Annotated in this window: 7 protein-coding genes; 1 reads left to right on the plus strand and 6 read right to left on the minus strand. The window is 75.6% G+C overall.

Annotation, left to right across the window (positions count from 1 at the left end; genetic code table 11):
• Positions 1 to 2: 2 nt before the first annotated feature.
• From ACIGG8_RS00900 to ACIGG8_RS00910, 3 genes are all read right to left on the minus strand, one after another.
• On the minus strand, positions 3 to 2873 hold the full coding sequence (locus ACIGG8_RS00900; protein ID WP_396544508.1) for an FtsX-like permease family protein: 2871 nt from the start codon (positions 2871 to 2873) through the stop codon (positions 3 to 5).
• Complete coding sequence (locus tag ACIGG8_RS00905; RefSeq protein WP_396544744.1) at positions 2870 to 3637, minus strand: ABC transporter ATP-binding protein; 768 nt, start codon at positions 3635 to 3637, stop codon at positions 2870 to 2872. Before ACIGG8_RS00905 ends, ACIGG8_RS00900 begins: the two co-directional genes overlap by 4 nt.
• A 66-nt stretch (positions 3638 to 3703) precedes the next feature.
• Positions 3704 to 4333: a PadR family transcriptional regulator gene (locus tag ACIGG8_RS00910; RefSeq protein ID WP_396544510.1), complete on the minus strand. Its 630-nt coding sequence runs from the start codon at positions 4331 to 4333 to the stop codon at positions 3704 to 3706.
• A gap of 79 nt (positions 4334 to 4412) precedes the next feature.
• On the opposite strand from ACIGG8_RS00910, the gene ACIGG8_RS00915 reads away from it, so the two are divergent.
• Positions 4413 to 5384, plus strand: coding sequence for an endonuclease/exonuclease/phosphatase family protein (locus tag ACIGG8_RS00915; protein ID WP_396544512.1), 972 nt, complete (start codon positions 4413 to 4415; stop codon positions 5382 to 5384).
• A 10-nt stretch (positions 5385 to 5394) separates the two neighbouring features.
• Here the strand turns inward: ACIGG8_RS00915 and ACIGG8_RS00920 are convergent, their stop codons facing one another.
• From ACIGG8_RS00920 to ACIGG8_RS00930, 3 genes are all read right to left on the minus strand, one after another.
• Positions 5395 to 6609, minus strand: coding sequence for a PP2C family protein-serine/threonine phosphatase (locus ACIGG8_RS00920; protein ID WP_396544514.1), 1215 nt, complete (start codon positions 6607 to 6609; stop codon positions 5395 to 5397).
• Positions 6610 to 6803: 194 nt separating this feature from the next.
• A complete protein-coding gene (locus ACIGG8_RS00925; protein WP_396544516.1) occupies positions 6804 to 10031 on the minus strand; it encodes a UvrD-helicase domain-containing protein in 3228 nt (1075 codons plus the stop codon).
• A 90-nt stretch (positions 10032 to 10121) separates the two neighbouring features.
• A complete protein-coding gene (locus ACIGG8_RS00930) occupies positions 10122 to 13481 on the minus strand; it encodes an ATP-dependent helicase (protein ID WP_396544518.1) in 3360 nt (1119 codons plus the stop codon).
• Between the last annotated feature and the right edge of the window lie 54 nt (positions 13482 to 13535).

The raw sequence follows: 13535 nt of genomic DNA on the forward strand, positions 1-13535 counted from the left end.
TCTCAGCCCGAGCGGCGCAGCATCGTGATCCGCGAGCGGGTGAGCACCGCCGCGAGGGCGGCCGCGAGCAGCGGCAGGACCACGACGGTGGCGGCGATGGTGGGCCACGGGAAGACCACGATCGCCTTGTTGGCGATCTCCTCGGGGCTCATGCCGGGGTAGGTGCTCGCCGCGCCCTCGACCTTGCGCAGTGCCACGCCGGGCACGATGCCGCAGACCACGCCGAGCAGGGCGCCCATCGCCGCGATCACGCCGCACTGGAAGCCGGACAGCGAGCGCCGGATCCGGGGCTCGGCGCCGACCGCCGCGAGGGTGGTCAGGTCGCGCTGGGAGTCGGCGGCGGCCAGCCCGGTGGCGATCCCGGCCGCACCGAGGGCGACCAGCGCGGCGAAGGCGGTCAGACCGAGGCTGACCAGGCCGGCCTCGGACTGGTAGCCGCGCTCGATGCTCAGGACGTCGTGGTCGCTGATCTTGGCGAGCGCGCCGTCGGCCCGCTGCTGGGAGCCGTCGGAGGGCATCGCGTCGGGCAGCCAGACCGAGCCGGCCGGCGAGGTGACGAAGCCGAGCCTGGCGGCGGTGGCCGGGCTGACCACCGCCTGCCCGGGGGCGGACACCGCGGAGTTCGCGAGGACGGCGTCGACGGCGATCTCGGTGTACGCGGGCTTGTGGTCGGCATTGCCGCTCGCCGTGTAGTCGACCGGCTCGCTGTACTGCACGGCGACCTTGCCGTCCTTGATGTAGCGGGGGTCGAAGACCACGGCCTTGCCCGCGGCGAGGGCCTGGCCGGCGGCCTCGTCGGTGACGCCGTAGAGGTTGCGCAGCAGGGTCGCGTCACCCGCGTTCAACGCGCCGAACGGGTTGCCGCGGCGGGTGTTGACCTGGCAGCGCTTGTCGCCCGCCAGGATCCGGTCGAGCTCGCCGGCGCTCAGCTCCGTTTCCGGCGCGAAGGCGGGGCAGCGGTCCTCCTTGGGCATCTCCACGCTGATGTAGCCGCACGGGCCGCTGTCGGTGCAGGCGGTCTTGTAGCTGACGCGCTGGACGTCGGCGCGCTGGCCGAGGCCGGGGATGCTGCGCTCGACGGCCTCGCGCATCTGCGGCAGCAGCTTGCCGTCCGCACCGGCCAGCCAGCCGTTGCCGAGCAGGACGGACCCGGCGGGGCCGTGGGCGACGTACTCGCGCCGGTACTGCTCGTCGGAGCTCGTGGTGTAGACGCCGACCGCGACGGAGCCGGCCACCGCGGCCATGACGGCGGCGACGGCGGGTGCGGTGCGGCCGCGGTGGCGCACCGAGTCGCGCAGGGCGAGCCGGGGGCCGAGCGAGAGCCAGCGGCCGAGCCGCCCGAACAGGCTGACCAGGGCGGGCGTGAGGGCGACCATGCCGAGTTCGGCGACGGCCGAACCGCCGAGGACGGCGAGGCTCCGGCTGCCGACGCCGCTGGTGGCCCCGAGCAGGGCGAGGGCGGCGCCGCCGGCGAGCATCAGCAGGCCGAGCGCGGCGAGCTTGCGGTTCGGCGGCTTGAGCGAGTCGCGGCCGGTCAACGCGGACACGACGTCCTGGCGGGAGGCCTGGACGGCGGGGACGATGGCGGCGAGCAGCCCGGTGACCAGGCCGACCAGGAGGACGCCGAGCAGGTCGACCGGCTGGATCGCGAAGTGGCCGAAGCGCTGGCCGGCGTACTCCTCGGCCTGGGTGCGCAGCAGGGCGACCAGGCCGACGCCGAGGACGAGGCCGACCGCGGCGCCGGTGACGCCGAGGACGATGCCGCCGCCGAGGACGACGGCGCGGACGTTGGCACGGTCACCGCCGGCGGCGGCGAGCAGGCCGAGCTGCCGCCGGGAGCGACGGGCCCCGACGGCGAAGGCGGGGCCCGCGAGGAGGACGATCTCCAGCAGGGCCATGCCGACGACGGTGGCGAGGATGACGACGGAGGTCCGGTCGAAGTACCGGGTGCCGTCGCCGCCCTTCGCGTCCTGCTCGACGTAGTACGGGACGTCGGCGCGGGCCGGCGGGTCGAGCAGGACGGCGCGGGAGATCACGCTGAAGCCGTACTGGTTGAGTTCGGTGACCTTGGGCCAGTCGAGGACGGTGCCGGCCGGGAGCTTGACCAGCCAGCGGGTCGGCTCGTCGGTGCCGTCGGTCTTGCCGCGACCGGTGCCGGCGTCCTTGGCCAGCCGGTCGATCAGGGCTCCGGGGCGGGCGAAGAGCTCGGTGGCGCTCAGTTCGCCGGGGTACTCGTAGACCCCGGTGATGGTGAAGGGGCTCGACTCCAGTCCGCGGACGGCGGTGCGGTCGCCGAGCTTGAGGCCGGCGCGCTTGAGGAACTCCGGGGTGACGGCGGCCTCGTGCTCGTCCGCGGGGGCGCGGCCCTTGACCAGGTTCATCCGGCCCTGCCAGACCGGGTCGCTCAGGTCGGCCTCGTTGACGCGGGTGCTGAGCAGCCCCTCGGCGCTGCTCGCCGCGGTGTACGGGCCCTGGCGCTCCGGCACGAGGGTGGCGCCGGCCGGGAGCAACTGTGCTGCCAGTGCGGCCGGTTCGGTGTCCAGGGCGCGCTGCTGGGCGGGGGTGTAGGTGAGCGCGGCACCGTTCTTCACGGTGTCCTTGGGGTTCTGGACGCTGAACCCCTGCTCCGGGTCGGGCGCCTGCTTCACGGAGGAGCCGCGCTCGACCATCTCCAGCTCGCCGCCGGCCTGGCCCATGACCCGTACGGCGTGTTCGGCGGGCGTGAGTTCGGCGCTGCGGTAGAACACGTCGGCGCCGCTGACGCCGAGGACGGGCAGCGCCACCATCGCGATGACGAGGGCGCTGCGTCCCCTGGCGCGCAGGGCGTCGCGGCGGGCGATGCGCAGGGCGACCCGCCAGGCGCTGAGCTTCACTCGTCCACCTTCAGGCTGTTGGTGGCGGCGCTGACGAGCAGGCTGGCGGCGTCCTGGCTGGCGGACTCGTCGACCATGCGGCCGTCGCGCAGGAAGACCACGCGGTCGGCCCAGGCGGCGTGCCGGGCCTCGTGGGTGACCATCATGGCGGCGGCGCCGGCGTCGCAGCGGGCGCGCAGCACGGCGAGGACGGCCTCACCGGTGGTGGAGTCGAGGGCGCCGGTGGGTTCGTCGGCGAGGACCAGGCGGCGGTCGCCGATCAGGGCACGGGCGATGGCGACGCGCTGCTGCTGGCCGCCGGACATGTCGTCGGGGAAGCGGTCGGCGAGCTCGGGGATGCCCAGCTCCTCCAGGGCGACCAGGGCCTCGCGGCGGGCGGCGCGAGCGGACAGGCCGTCGAGCTCGCGCGGCAGCGAGATGTTCTCGGCGGCGGTGAGCGCCGGGATCAGGTTGTAGTCCTGGAAGACGTAGCCGACGGAGCGGCGGCGGACCTGGGCGAGCTTCTTGCGGTTGAGGTCGCCGAGGACGACGCCCTCGACCAGGACCCGGCCGGTGCTCGGGGTGTCGAGGCCGCCGGCCAGGGTGAGCAGGGTCGACTTGCCGGAGCCGGAGGGGCCCATGACGGCGACGAACTCGCCGGGGTGGACCTTGAGGTCGACGCCGCGCAGGGCCTGGACCTCGGCCGCGCCGTGGCCGTGGACGCGGGTGACGTTCTCCAGGTGCAACACCGGCGTCTGCCGGGACTCTTGGGTGTGGGACACGATTCCCCCCTTGTGCTGGGTGTGGGCCCGGGGCCGGGGCCCGGGCCGGTGGTTCGGGTGCCGGAGGCCTCAGGTGCGCAGGCGGCGGCCGCGTTTGGCGGGTGCGGCGCCGCCGTCGCGGGCGGCCTCGGCGTTGCGGGTCTGCAGGAGTTCGGCCTGCTGGGCGAGGCGGGTCTCGCAGTGGTCGAGCCAGCGGATCTCGGCCTCGGTCTGGAAGATCAGCTGGTCGAGGACGAGCAGCCAGGCGAGGTCGTTGCTCGCGGAGGGCACCACGCCGGGGCGCGACTCGCCGGCCAGGGCACGGCCCTTGAGCCGGGTGTAGTCCTGGAGCGCCTTGATGCTGTGCCGGCGCTGGCCCTGGACGACGGAGGAGACGTCCACCCCCGGGACGGTGACGGCCATGGCGAGCTTGATCGCCAGCTCGTCGCGCGGCGGATTGGTCCGGGGCACCGGGGTGTCGAACCAGGCCCGCAGCTCGACGCGGCCGGCGTCGGTGGCGGCGTAGAACTGGTGGCCCTCGTCGTCCTCCCCCGCGGCCTCGACCAGGCCGTCGCGTTCCAGCCGGGACAGCGTGGTGTAGACCTGCCCGACGTTGAGCGGCCAGGTGGCGCCGGTGCGCGCCTCGAACTCGGTGCGCAGCTGGTAGCCGTAGCGCGGGCCCTGGTCGAGCAGGGCGAGCAGACCGTGACGGATGGACATACCGAGTATGTATACCCGGTATGCCCCACCGCCTCAAGCGGCACCCCCCTCCCCCGGCGAGCGGGTACCGTCGTGCGGTGTGAGCCAGTTGCGCATCGCCACCTTCAACCTGTTGCACGGTCAGCCGCTCGCCCGGGACGGCGCGCCGCAGCCCTACCCGGCCGACGCCGGGCAGCCCTTGGCCGAGGCGGTGGCCGCGCTGGACGCCGACGTGCTGGCGCTGCAGGAGGTGGACCGGCACCAGGCGCGCTCCGGCGGCACCGACCAGGCGGCGGTCGCGGCCGCGGCCATGGGCGCGAAGGACTGGCGCTTCGCCGCCGCGCTGCACGGCCGGCCGGCGCCGGTGGCCGGCTGGGTGCCCGACCCGTCCTCGCCGAACGGCCTGCGCGTGTACGGGCCGGCCGAGGTGGACGAGGCCGCCCCGCCCTCCTACGGGACGGCGCTGCTGACCCGGCTGCCGGTGCGGCACTGGCGGGCCAGGCGCTTCGCCCCGGCGCCGTTCGGACTGCCGCTGCGGGTGGCCGGGCGGCGCGGGCTGACCCCCGTACCGGACGAGCCCCGGGCCGCGCTGGCGGCGGTGCTGGAGGGCGAACGCGGGCCGTTCACCGTGGTGGCGGCGCACCTGTCCTTCGTGCCGGGCTGGAACATGGCGCAGCTGGCGGGCATCCGGCGGTGGATCGCCGACCTGCCGCAGCCGTACCTGGTGCTGGGCGACTTCAACCTGGTGGGCGCGGTGCCGCGCACGGTGCTCGGCGGGGCGGCGGCGCTGGACCGCACCGCTCCGAGGGCCCGGGTCCGGGAACTGCGGGCGGCCCGGCGCACCCGGCCGCTGCTGACCGAGCCGCGCCGGCGGCGGGTGCGCGAGCCGCGGGCCCGGCTGCAGGGCTGGTACGACCTGGCGCGCACGCCGACGTACCCCTCGCACCGGCCGGCGGTGCAGTTCGACCACGTGCTGGCGATCGGCGTGCCGCGCACGGCGGTGGGCCCGGCCGCGGCCCCGCGGGCCGCGGTGTCGGACCACCGGCCGCTGCTGGTCGAGGTGTCGCTCTAGGTTCCGGCCCTCACGCCGGGGCCTGGCCTCCGACGGCCGGCTGGTGGCGCGCCAGGACCCCGGCCTGCTGCGGCACGTGGACGCCCGCCGTCGGCGACGGGTCGTACTGCAGGAGCAGCATGGCCGCGTCGTCGCCGAGCTGGCGTCCGACGTGCCGCACCACGTCCTCGTGCAGGCGCTGCAGGACGTCGGCGGGGCGGCCGTCGGCGCAGCGCGGGAACCGCTCGGCGAGCGGGTAGAAGGCGCCCGCGCGGTCGCGGGCCTCGATCACCCCGTCGGTGAACAGCAGTACCCGGTCCTCGCCCAGCAACGGCACCCGGTGGACCGGCGGGCGCACGTCGGCCGGGTCCAGGACACCCAGCGGCGGTACGGTCTCGGCGAGTTCGAGCGGGCGCACCTCCCCCGCGCGCAGCAGCAGCGGCGCGGGGTGGCCGCAGTTGACGATCTCCGCCGCGCCGTCCGGGCCGACGCCGATCAGCACCAGGGTGACGAACTCCTCCTCCACGCCCGGGTGGTCGTTCTCGTGCAGGGCGCGGTCGAGGCTGACGGCCAGCCAGCCGGCCACCCGGTCCAGCGCGGGCTCCTGGTGGGCGGCCTCGCGGAAGGCGCCGAGCACGGCGGCGGCCGTCTCGACCGCGCCGAGGCCCTTGCCCCGGACGTCGCCCACCACGGCCCGGACCCCGTGCCGGGTGTTGACCACCTCGTAGAGGTCGCCCCCGATGCGGGCGTGCGCGGCGGCGGCCTCGTAGTGGACGGCGGCCCGGACGGTGCCGACCCGCTCGGGGACGGGCCGCAGCAGGACCCGGCGGGCGATCGAGGCGACCAGCTGGGCGTCGGCCAGCGCCCTTTCCTGGCGCAGCCGCAGGGTCGCGCTGACCCAGCCGATGGTCGCGACGAGCAGGACGGCGATCACGCTGGCGGCGTGCACGGACGAGCCGAGCGTGTCGCTGCGGAAGGCCATCAGGAAGGCCGCCGCCTCGGTGCACAGCCCGATGACGAGCGGGTACCAGGTGCGCCGGCTGACCACGGCGGCCAGCGCGGGCACGGCGGTGAGGGCCGGTTCGACCGTCACCCCGGTGCCACTGAGGTAGTCGAGGACGACGATCAGCCCCATCCCGATGAACGGCAGCGCCAGCGCCGTCCTCGGCCAGGTGCCGGTCGCGCCCGGGGCGGGTGCCGGGGTCGGCCCGGTGAACCGCTCTCTGATCCATCCGGTCGCGCTCAACGTCGGTTTCTCCAGCAGAAGGCGCCGATGCCCAAGGGCACCTGCGGTGATGACTGAGGGTTAGGGAAAACGGGCCTCGCTGGCGGCCGGAGCACGGGGGTTGACCGGTTACCGACCCCACAATAGGCGCGAAACGTGCACGACGCACAGGTTTCGGGCACTGGCGTGATGACTTGGATGCTCTGCGTGACTCATTATTCACTGTTCCCGATCAGGAGCCGTTCCAACTCTTTTCGGTCGGGAAGTCCTGTCGGACGGACGATCCGCCCGCTGCGGACGTACAGGAACGAAGCCGTGACCAGCTCGGGATCGACGCCCGCCTGCTCGGCCCAGGCCAGTCGGTAGACCGCGAGCTGCAGCGGGTCCGCGGTCTCCTCGCGGTGGGTCTTCCAGTCCACCACTTCGTAGCGTGACGCACCACCGGATCCTGACAACACGTCACCGTCCCGGTAGACCGCGTCGATCCGGCCGCGCACCACCCGCCCCGCCAGCACCAGTTGGAACGGCGCCTCGACCCGGTGGGGCTTGCGCTGCGCGTACGGGGTGCGCAGGAACGCCTCCTTGAGCCGCTCCAGGTCCTGCTCGTCCTCGATGCCGTCGTCGTCGGCGCCGGGCAGCGCGCCCGGCTCGACCAGCAGCAGCGGCTCGATCCGGGACTGCACCCAGGCGTGGAAGCGGGTGCCGCGCCGGGCGGCGGGCTGCGGGGGGCGCGGCATCGGGCGGGCCAGGTCGCGCGCGAAACCGTCCGGATCCGCGGCCAGGCGCAGCAGCTGGGTGGCGGACAGCGCGGCGGGCAGCGGCACCTCGCGCGCGGTCCGCCGGGAGCGCTCCAACTCGCCCAGCAGCGCGGTCAGATCGCGGTCCCAGGAGGCCACCTGGCGCTGGTCCTCGGGGGCCATCGGCTCGGGCTCGGGAGCCGGGGCGCCGGCCAGGCGGGCGTGCACCACCTCGGCGACCCGGCGCCGGGCGTGCTGCGCCGCCGGATCCAGCGGCAGCGGCCAGGGGCGCTGGACGGGAGCGGCCAGCGCCGGGTTCTCGGCGCCCTTCTCCGGCTGCTCGGCCCAGTGCTCGACCTCGCCCGCACCGGGCTGCTCGCAGTGCTCGCGCAGCCCCTCCAGGAAGGCGGACGGGCCCCGGACGGTCTTCTGGCTCGGCCCCCACCAGTGCCCGGAGGCCAGCAGCAGCGAGCGCGGCCGGGTGAAGGCGACGTACCCCAGGCGCAGTTCCTCGGTGGCGGTGTGCTCGGCCAGCTCCTTCTTGAAGGCGGTCATCGCCTTGCCGGTCCACCCGCCGCGCACGTCGGGCAGGGTGGCCGCGTCGCCGCGCAGGGCGTGCGGGAGCACGCGCTTGGCGCTGGTCCAGCGCTCGCGCGGGGTCGAGGAGGGGAACGCGCCCCGCACCAGGCCGGGGACGGCGACCACGTCCCACTCCAGGCCCTTGGACTTGTGCGCGGTGAGCACCTTCACGGTGTCCTCGCCGCCGGGCAGGCTGCTGTCCAGGCCGCGCTCGTACTCCTGGGCGGCCCGCAGGAAACCGAGGAAGGCGGCGAGGCCCGGATCCCCGTCGAGGTCGGCGAAGGAGGCGGCGACGTCCAGGAAGGCGTGCAGGGTCTCCCGCCGGCGGGCGGCCAGGGCCTGCGGGGAGGCGGCGAGCTCGACCTCCAGGCCGGTGACCGCCAGCACCCGGTGCAGCACGTCCATCAGCGGGTCGGCGAGCGAGCGGCGCAGCTCGCGCAGCTCCTGGGCGAGGCGGGCGAAGCGCACCCGCGCCTCGGCGGAGAACGGCAGCTCGTCCGGCTGGGAGCCCTCCTCGCCAGTCGAGGCAGTCAGGAAGCTCTCGACCGCGTCGGCCAGCGACACCACCTCGGTCGGGTCGGCCTCGGCGACGGCGGCGGCCAGCGCCTCGACGCCCTCGGGCCGGTCGGTGCGGACCAGCTCGGCGGCCCGCCGGCCGAGCAGCGCGAGGTCGCGCGGGCCGATCCGCCAGCGCGGGCCGACCAGCAGCCGCACCAGCGCGGCGTTCGCGGTCGGGTCCTGCAGCACCTCGCAGACCGCCACCAGGTCGGCCACCTCGGGCAGTTGCAGCAGCCCGCCGAGGCCGACCACCTCGACCGGCACCTCGCGGGCGACCAGCGCCGCGTGGATGTCCGGGAAGGCGGCGCCGCCGCGGCACAGCACGGCGATCCGGCCGGGCGCGGTGCCGGTGCGCACCAGGTGGGAGATCGAGTCGGCGAGCCAGTCGACCTCCTCGGCGTGGGTGGGCAGCAGTGCCGTCCGCACGAAGCCGTCCAGCTCGGCGCCGGGGGCCGGGCGCAGCGCCTCGACGCCCTCGTGCATCTCTCGCAGCGGCGCGGCGAGCGCGTTGGCGAAGGCGAGCAGGCGTCCGCCGCTGCGCCGGTTCTCACTGAGCGCGTAGCGGTCGGCGGGGCGGCCGTCGGCCTTGGGGAAGTGCCGCGGGAACTCGTCGAGGTTGCCGACGGAGGCGCCGCGCCAGCCGTAGATCGCCTGGCAGGGGTCGCCGACGGCGGTCACCGGGTGGCCGCTGCCCGCGCCGTCCGGGCCGGCGCCGAAGAGCCCGGCGAGCATCAGGCGCTGGGCGACCGAGGTGTCCTGGTACTCGTCCAGCAGCACGACCCGGAACTGGCCGCGCAGCAGCTCGCCCACCTCGGGGCGCTGCTGGGCGAGGCGGGCGGCGGCCGCTATCTGGTCGCCGAAGTCCATGAGCCCGGCGGAGCGCTTGCGGCGCCGGTACTCCTCGACCAGGCGCAGCAGCTCCAGGCGGGCCCGGGCGGTGGCCGGCACCGCCCGCAGGTCGTCGTTGGTGAGCTTGACGGTGGCGAGGGTGTCCAGCAGCCCCTCGTCGAAGTCGCGCAGGGCCTGCGGCTCGACCAGGTGCTCGGCGAGTTCGCCGTCCAGCGCGGTGAGGTCGGCGACCAGGTTGGCGAAGGTGCCGGTGAGCGCGGGGAACGGGCCGCGGGCGGTGCGCAGCACCTTGGCGGCGAGCTGGAAGCGGGTGGCGTCGGCGAGCAGCCGCACGTCCGGCTCGATGCCGATCCGCAGGCCGTGCTCCTTGAGCAGGCGGCCGGCGAAGGCGTGGTAGGTGGAGATCTCCGGGTCGCCGAGCGGGTCTGCGGCGTCCCGGTCGGCCACCCCGGCGCGGAGCAGGGCGGCGCGGACGCGTTCGGAGAGCTCGCCGGCGGCCTTGTTGGTGAAGGTGAGGCCGAGCACCTCCTCGGGCCGTACGGCGCCGGAGCCGACCAGCCAGACGACCCGGGCGGCCATCACGGTGGTCTTGCCGGAGCCGGCGCCGGCCACGATCACGGCCGGAGCCAGGGGGGCGCCGATGGCCGCCATCTGCTCCCGGTTGAAGGGGATCCCCAGCAGCTCCTTGAGCTGGTCGGGATGGCTGAGCACGGCGGTCACCCGGCAACGTTAACGGGCCGGACCGACACTGCGGACCTCCGGCCGCAGTGACCCCGACTACTCGACGGCCACCCGACGGCCACTCGTCGGCTACTCGACCAGCTGCGCGCCGTCCCGCTGGGCCGAGCAGCTGCGGCGGAACGTGCACCGGTCGCAGCCGCCACCGGTCTGCGGGACGAAGCGCTCGGCCAGGACCTTCCCGGCGGCCTCGGCGAGCAGGCCCTCGATCCACGGCTCGCCCTCCGGCGGGTCCTGCCGCTGCACCTTGGGGGCGTCCTGGGAGGCCTTGCCGGCGGGCTCGCGCAGGTGGACCAGTTCGGCGCCGCCGGCGGCCGGGGCGTGCTCGGCGAAGCCGGGCAGCTCGTTGAGGGCGCCGGCCCGGACGGCGAGCTGGTAGACGGCCAGCTGCTTGTGCTCGGGCAGGGACTTGTCGGTGGGCAGCTGCTTTCCGGTCTTGAAGTCGACGACGTAGGCGCGCCCGGCCGTGTCCTTCTCGACCCGGTCCATCGAGCCCCGGATGCGCACCGAGACGCCACCGACGTCGAGGGTGACGTCGAAGCCGTGCTCGGTGGCGACCACGTCCCGGCCGCGTTCCAGGACGTGCCAGTTGAGGAAGCGCTCCAGGGCCGCGCGGGCCTCGGTCTTCTCCTGCTGGGACTTCCAGGGCGCGTCGAAGGCCAGCGCGTCCCAGACGGTGTCCAGGCGCTCCATCAGGACGGCGAGGTCGGCGGGGGTGCGGCCGGAGCCGACCTCGTCGGCGAGCGCGTGCACCACGTTGCCGAAGCCCTGGGCCGCCGAGCCGACGCCGCGCGCCTTGACCTCCTTGTCCAGGAACCACTGCAGCGAGCAGCTCTCCAACTGCTCCAGACCGCTGCCGGACAGCCGCACCGGCAGGTCGGCGCTGCGCAGCGGCTCGGGGGCGGCGGTCGGGTCGTCCAGTCCCCACCAGCGTTCGGGGTGGGCGGCGGGCACCAGCGGCAGCCCGTCCTCGTCGGCGGCGGCGGCCAGGGTGGCGAGCCGTTCGGCGGCGGCGCGGCGCAGCTCGGGCGAGCGGGCCGGGTCGACGGTGACCGCCCGCAGCTCGGCGACCAGCGCGGCGACGGACAGCGGGCGGCGCGGGCGGTGGGTGACGTCCTCGACGGTGACCGGCGGGGTGCGGCGCACCACCTTTCCGGTACGGGGGTCGACGTCCTCGCGGTAGAGCTCGCGCAGGAAGCGGGAGGGCTCGTCGCCGTCGTCGGCCGGGGCCTTGACGGCGGTGACGATCAGCCGCTCCTTGGCGCGGGTCGCGGCGACGTAGAAGAGGCGGCGCTCCTCGCCGAGCAGCGCGGCCGGGGAGAGCGGCTCGGCCAGTCCGTCGCGGCCGATCCGGTCGGCCTCCAGCAGGGAGCCGCGGCGGCGCAGGTCGGGCCAGAGGCCGTCCTGGACTCCGGCGACGACGACCAGGCGCCACTCCAGGCCCTTGGACCGGTGGGCGGTCATCAGCCGGACGGCTTCGGGGCGGACGGCGCGGACGGTGAGGGTGTCCGCGGCGATGTCCTGGGCTTCGAGTTCGGCGAGCAGGTCGAGGGCGCTGCGGTGGCCGGTGACCTGCTCCTCGGCACGGGCCGCGGTCTCGAACAGGGCACACAGCGCGTCCAGGTCCCGGTCGGCGTTGCGGCCGGCGGCGCCGCCGCGCAGGGCGGCCCGCTCCAGCCGCTCGCGCCAGCGGCGGCTGCCGTCCCACAGCTCCCAGAGCGCCTCCTCGGCGGTGCAGCCGCCGGCCAGCAGCTCGCGGACCTTGCGCAGCAGGGTGCCGAGGTCGCGGGCGCGGCGGGCCTGCGCGGGGTCGAGGGCGACCAGCCGCTCCGGCTCGGCGAGGGCCTCGCGGATCAGCTCGCCGGCCGGGCGCGGGGCGGTGGCGGGGCGGCCTTCGGCGCGCAGGGCGGCGCGTTCCTCCTCACGCAGGGCGCGGCCCAGGCGTCGCAGGTCGGAGCCGTCGAGGCCGCCGAGCGGGCCGGTGAGCAGGGCGTGCGCCAGTTCGGTGGTGAGCGGGTCGGGGCCGGCGGCGGCGCCGTCCCCGGTGTCGGGGTCCGGCTCGCCGTGCCGGTCGCGGGCGGCCTGCCGGGCCGCCTGCTGGGCGCAGACCCGCAGGGCGAGCAGCAGCTGGGCGACGGCGGGCTCCTCGCGCAGCGGCAGGTCGTCGCCGTCGATCTCCAGCGGGACGCCGGCCGCGCCGAGCGCGCGCCGCACGCCCGGTATCGAGCGGGCACCGGCCCGGACGAGCACGGCCATCTCGCCCCAGGGCACGCCGTCCTCCAGGTGGGCGCGGCGCAGCAGGTCGGCGATCGAGTCGAGTTCGGCCCCAGGGGTCGGGTAGGTGTAGACCTCGACCCGGCCGCCCTCGCGGGAGGGCAGCAGGGCGCGGTGCTGGGCGAGCTTGTCGGCGGGCAGCCGCCCCATCGGCATCCGCCGGGCGACCTCCCGGGAGGCGGCGAGCAGGAGGGCTCCGGAGCGGCGGGAGACCCGCAGCACCTTGACCTCGGCGGGCTCGCCGTCGGCGCGGCGGAAGGTCTGCGGGAAGTCGAGGATGCCGTTGATGTCGGCGCCGCGGAAGGCGTAGATCGACTGGTCGGGGTCGCCGACGGCGACCAGGTCGCGCCCGCCGCCGGCGAGCCGGCGCAGCAGCCGGACCTGGGAGGGGTCGGTGTCCTGGTACTCGTCGACGAACACGACGTCGTAGCGCCGGCGCAGGTCCTCCTCGACCTCGGGGCGCTCGGCGAGCAGGACGGCGCGGTGGACGAGTTCGGCGTAGTCCAGGACGCCGCGCAGGTCGAGCACGTCGAGGTAGTCGGCCAGGAAGTGCGCGGCGGCGGCCCAGTCGGGGCGCTGGACGCCCTGGGCGAAGCGCTCCAGCTCGGCCTCGCCGAGGCCGAGCTCGCGGCTGCGGGCGAGGACGGCGCGGACCTCGTCGGCGAAGCCGCGGGTGGTCAGGCAGGCCCGCAGGTCCAGCGGCCAGGCGATCCGGGAGCTGCCGAGGCGGGCGTCCTCGGCGCCGCCGGCCAGCAGTTCGCGGACCATGACGTCCTGCTCGGGGCCGGAGAGCAGCCGCAGCGGCTCGGCGTAGTCCTGCGGGTCCTGGTGGGAGCGCAGCAGGGCGTAGCAGAAGGAGTGGAAGGTGGTGGCCTGCGGGGCGGCGGCGGAGCTGCCGAGCCGGCCGGACATCCGGTCGCGCAGCTCCATCGCGGCCTTGCGGCTGAAGGTGAGGACGAGGATCCGCTCGGGGGCGGTGCCGTCCGCGATCCGCCGGGCGACCGCCTCGACCAGGGTGGTGGTCTTGCCCGTGCCGGGCCCGGCCAGGACCAGCAGCGGCCCGTCGGCGTGCTCGACCACGGCACGCTGGTAGGCGTCCAGCACCGGCGGGTCGGGCTGGACGAGCGGGCTGCGCACGAGCCGGTAGGGGGAAGTCAACGAACGGATCCTGGGGTCGAGCAGGGCGGGGCGGGCACGGCAGGGCCGGCCCGC

The sequence above is a fragment of the Kitasatospora sp. NPDC085464 genome (genome assembly GCF_044541955.1).
Classification (GTDB): Bacteria; Actinomycetota; Actinomycetes; order Streptomycetales; family Streptomycetaceae; genus Kitasatospora.

Coding starts and splice junctions, on each gene's coding strand:
- ACIGG8_RS00910 (WP_396544510.1), bottom strand. CDS start 4,333: ATGTCCATCCGTCACGGTCTGCTCGCCCTGCTCGACCAGGGCCCGCGC.